Source organism: Kitasatospora sp. NPDC091257 (assembly GCF_044757675.1).
Lineage (GTDB): Bacteria > Actinomycetota > Actinomycetes > Streptomycetales > Streptomycetaceae > Kitasatospora > Kitasatospora lactacystinica.
In genome coordinates this window covers 1-3310 of record NZ_JBIVVI010001030.1, presented here as the reverse complement: position 1 = coordinate 3310, position 3310 = coordinate 1, and the positions used below count along the sequence as shown (strand labels likewise).

The 3310-nt window shown below is 74.4% G+C and carries 3 protein-coding genes; 2 read left to right on the top strand and 1 reads right to left on the bottom strand.

Annotated elements, in window-relative coordinates; translation table 11 throughout:
* Positions 1 to 149 precede the first annotated feature (149 nt).
* Positions 150 to 1097: an ROK family protein gene (locus tag ACIQOV_RS33850; RefSeq protein ID WP_359905868.1), complete on the top strand. Its 948-nt coding sequence runs from the start codon at positions 150 to 152 to the stop codon at positions 1095 to 1097.
* A complete protein-coding gene (nagA, locus tag ACIQOV_RS33845; protein ID WP_401054612.1) occupies positions 1094 to 2275 on the top strand; it encodes an N-acetylglucosamine-6-phosphate deacetylase in 1182 nt (393 codons plus the stop codon). The genes ACIQOV_RS33850 and nagA overlap by 4 nt, the downstream gene beginning before the upstream one ends.
* Positions 2276 to 2347: 72 nt before the next feature.
* Here nagA and ACIQOV_RS33840 read toward each other — a convergent pair.
* Positions 2348 to 3310 (bottom strand): hypothetical protein (locus ACIQOV_RS33840; protein ID WP_401054611.1); only part of this gene is annotated, 963 nt, incomplete at its 5' end.

Genomic DNA, 3310 nt, shown 5'->3' with positions numbered 1-3310 from the left:
CCCGCACATCCCGTTCGGCTCCCGGCCCCGCCCCCGGGCGCAAAGCCCCGCACACCCCCGCAGCTGCGACAAAGCTCACCCAGTATGGACCAGACCAATCCGACAACTGGACTAGACCTCTTCGACCCGCCCAAGGGAAACTGTCCTCCGTGAAGCACGTCATCGCACTCGATGTAGGCGGCACCGGCATGAAGGCCGCGCTGCTCGCCCAGGACGGCTCCGTGCTGTTCGAAGCACGCCGACCGACCGGGCGGGAGCACGGCACGGACGCCGTCGTCGCCGCCATCCTCGACTTCGCCGCCGACCTGGCGGACGAGGGCCGCAGCCGCTTCGGCGTCGCCCCGCTCGCGGCCGGCGTCGCCGTCCCGGGCACGATCGACGAGAAGAACGGCATCGCGGTCTTCTCCGCCAACCTCGGCTGGCGCGACCTCCCGCTGCGCAAGCTCCTCGGCGAGCGCCTGGCCGGACCGGACGGCGGCCCGATGCCGGTCGCCCTCGGCCACGACGTGCGCTCCGGCGGCCTGGCCGAGGGCCGGCTCGGAGCCGGTCGCGGCGTCGACCGCTTCCTGTTCATCGCCCTCGGCACCGGCATCGCCGGCGCGATCGGCATCGGGGACCGGATCGAGGCGGGCGCGCACGGCTACGGCGGCGAGATCGGCCACGTCGTGGTCCGCCCGGGCGGACCGCCGTGCGGCTGCGGCGCCCGCGGCTGCCTGGAGACACTGGCCTCCGCCTCCGCCGTCTCCCGCGCCTGGGCCGAGGCCAGCGGCGACCCCGACGCCGACGCGGCATCCTGCGCCGCCGCGGTGGACGCCGGGGACGACCGCGCCCTCGCGGTCTGGCAGCAGGCCGTCGACGCCCTCGCGGACGGCATCGTGCTGGCCCAGAGCCTGCTCGACCCGTCCACGGTGATCGTCGGCGGCGGGCTGGCGGAGGCCGGCGACACGCTCTTCACTCCGCTGCGCGCGGCCGTCACCGAGCGACTGACCTTCCAGATGCCCCCGAAGGTCGTACCCGCCATGCTCAAAGACACCGCCGCGTCCCTGGGCGCAGGCCTGCTCGCCTGGGATCTGCTCACCATGGAGGTGACCGCGTGACCACCGCGGACCGTGACCGAACTGCCCTGGCCGGCGCCCGGCTGGTCCTGCCCGGCGGCGTCGTCGACGGCGACCGCCTCGCCGTCGAGGGCGAGCGCATCGCCGGCCTCGGCGGCGACACCGAACCCGGCGACCTCGACCTGACCGGGTACACCGTCGTCCCCGGCTTCGTCGACCTGCACGTCCACGGCGGCGGCGGCGCCTCCTACGCCTCCGGCATCGCCGAGGAGGCGCTGCTGGCCGCCCGGACCCACCTGGAACACGGCACCACCACCACGATCGCCTCCACCGTCACCGGCGAGATCGACGAGGTCGCCCGCCAGGCGCACGTCCTCTCCGAACTCGTCGAGGACGGCGTCCTGGCCGGCATCCACTTCGAGGGCCCGTTCATCTCCCACAACCGCTGCGGCGCCCACCGCCCCGACCTGCTGCGCGACCCCGACCCCGCCCTGGTCCGCAAGCTCGTCGACGCCGCCCGCGGCCACGCCAGGATGGTCACCCTCGCCCCCGAACTGCCCGGCGGCCTGGACTCGGTACGGATGCTCACCGACCTCGGCGTGATCGCCGCCGTCGGCCACACCGACTCCGACTACGCCACCACCCTGGAGGCGATCGAGGCCGGCGCCACCGTCGCCACCCACCTGTTCAACGCCATGCCCGGCATCGCCCACCGCGCCCCCGGCCCGATCGTGGCCCTGCTGGAGGACGAACGGGTCACCGTCGAACTGATCAACGACGGCGTGCACCTGCACCCCTCCGTCCTCGACCTCGCCTACGGCACCGCCGGCGCGAACCGGGTCGCCCTGATCACCGACGCGATGGGCGCCGCCGGCATGGGCGACGGCCTCTACCCCCTCGGCCCCCTCCAGGTCCAGGTCAAGGACGGCGTGGCCCGGCTGGTCGAGGGCGGCGCGATCGCCGGGTCCACCCTCACCCTGGACGTGGCGTTCAAGCGCTCGGTCACCGTCAACGGGCTGAGCCTGAACCAGACCGTCGAGTCGCTGTCCGCCACCCCGGCCCGGCTGCTCGGCCTGAGCGACTCGATCGGCTCGCTGGAGACCGGCAAGCTCGCCGACCTGGTCGTGGTCGACTCCGGGAGCTACGACCTGGTCGCCGTCATGCGCCGCGGCCGCTGGGTGCTCGGCGGCGAGACGTTCCGGCCCGTGAAGGCCGACTGAGCGACGCCCGGAACGCGACGCGGCCGCCCGTCCCCCTCGGGGGCGGGCGGCCGCGTCGCGTCCGCGGTGGCGTCAGCCGCTCGGCTCGATGGTGATCTGGTCGATCAGGATCGGCCCGGAGGGCACCGTGAAGGTCACCGAGTTCGGCCCGGCCTGGAACTGCGGGAGTATCCAGGTGGAGAACCAGGCGGCGGTCTGGTCCTTGGGGGGCGCCCCGTAGACCTTGTAGGTCACCCCGCTCGGCCAGTCCTTGCCGTTCACCGCGGCCCCGCCCTTGATGTCCGCGCCCGAGTAGTTGTAGTGCACGCTCAGCTTGTACGTCCCGGCCGTGGCGATGTCGCCGGTCCAGGTCACCGAACCGCCCGGCTGGAGCGTCAGGTAGCTGCCGTCGGCGGACTTGGCGCCCTTGACGCTGTTGCCGGACGGCGCGTTCTGCGCCTGGAGCTGGCCCGCGTCCACGCTCGTCGGCCCGGAGATGGCGGTGGCGCTCGACGTGGGGCCGGCGCTCGCGTTCGTGGCCGTCGGCGCCGGGCTGTTGGGGGCCGGCGGGGCGGTGGTCGCGGTGCCGCCCTTGGTGTTCTTGGTGTCGTCCGGGTCCCCGGTGGAGAGCGCTATGCCGGCGCCGATCGCTATCGCAGCGACCACGGCGACCGCGCCGATCACCGCGCCCTTGCTCCGGCCGCTGCTGCGCGGCTCCTCCCCCGGCTGCGGCCGGGAGTGCTCCGCGTAGCGGGTCTGCTGGGTGGGCGCGGCACCGTACTCGGGCTGCTGCGGCGATCCGGGCTGACCGCCGTACGGGGCCTGCGGCTGACCGCCCGGGTACCCCTGCGGCGGCATGCCCTGCTGGCCGTACGGCTGCTGCTGCTGTTGCTGCGCCCGCTGCGGATAGCCGTACTGCGCGCGCCCGACCTCCATCGGGCGGCTGTACGACGTGCGCGGGACCCCCTGCTGCGGCTCGGCCGGCTGCCCGGTGGAACCGTCGGCCGGGCGGTAGAGGTAGCCGAACGGGTCGTCGTCCTGCGGGGCACCGCCCCC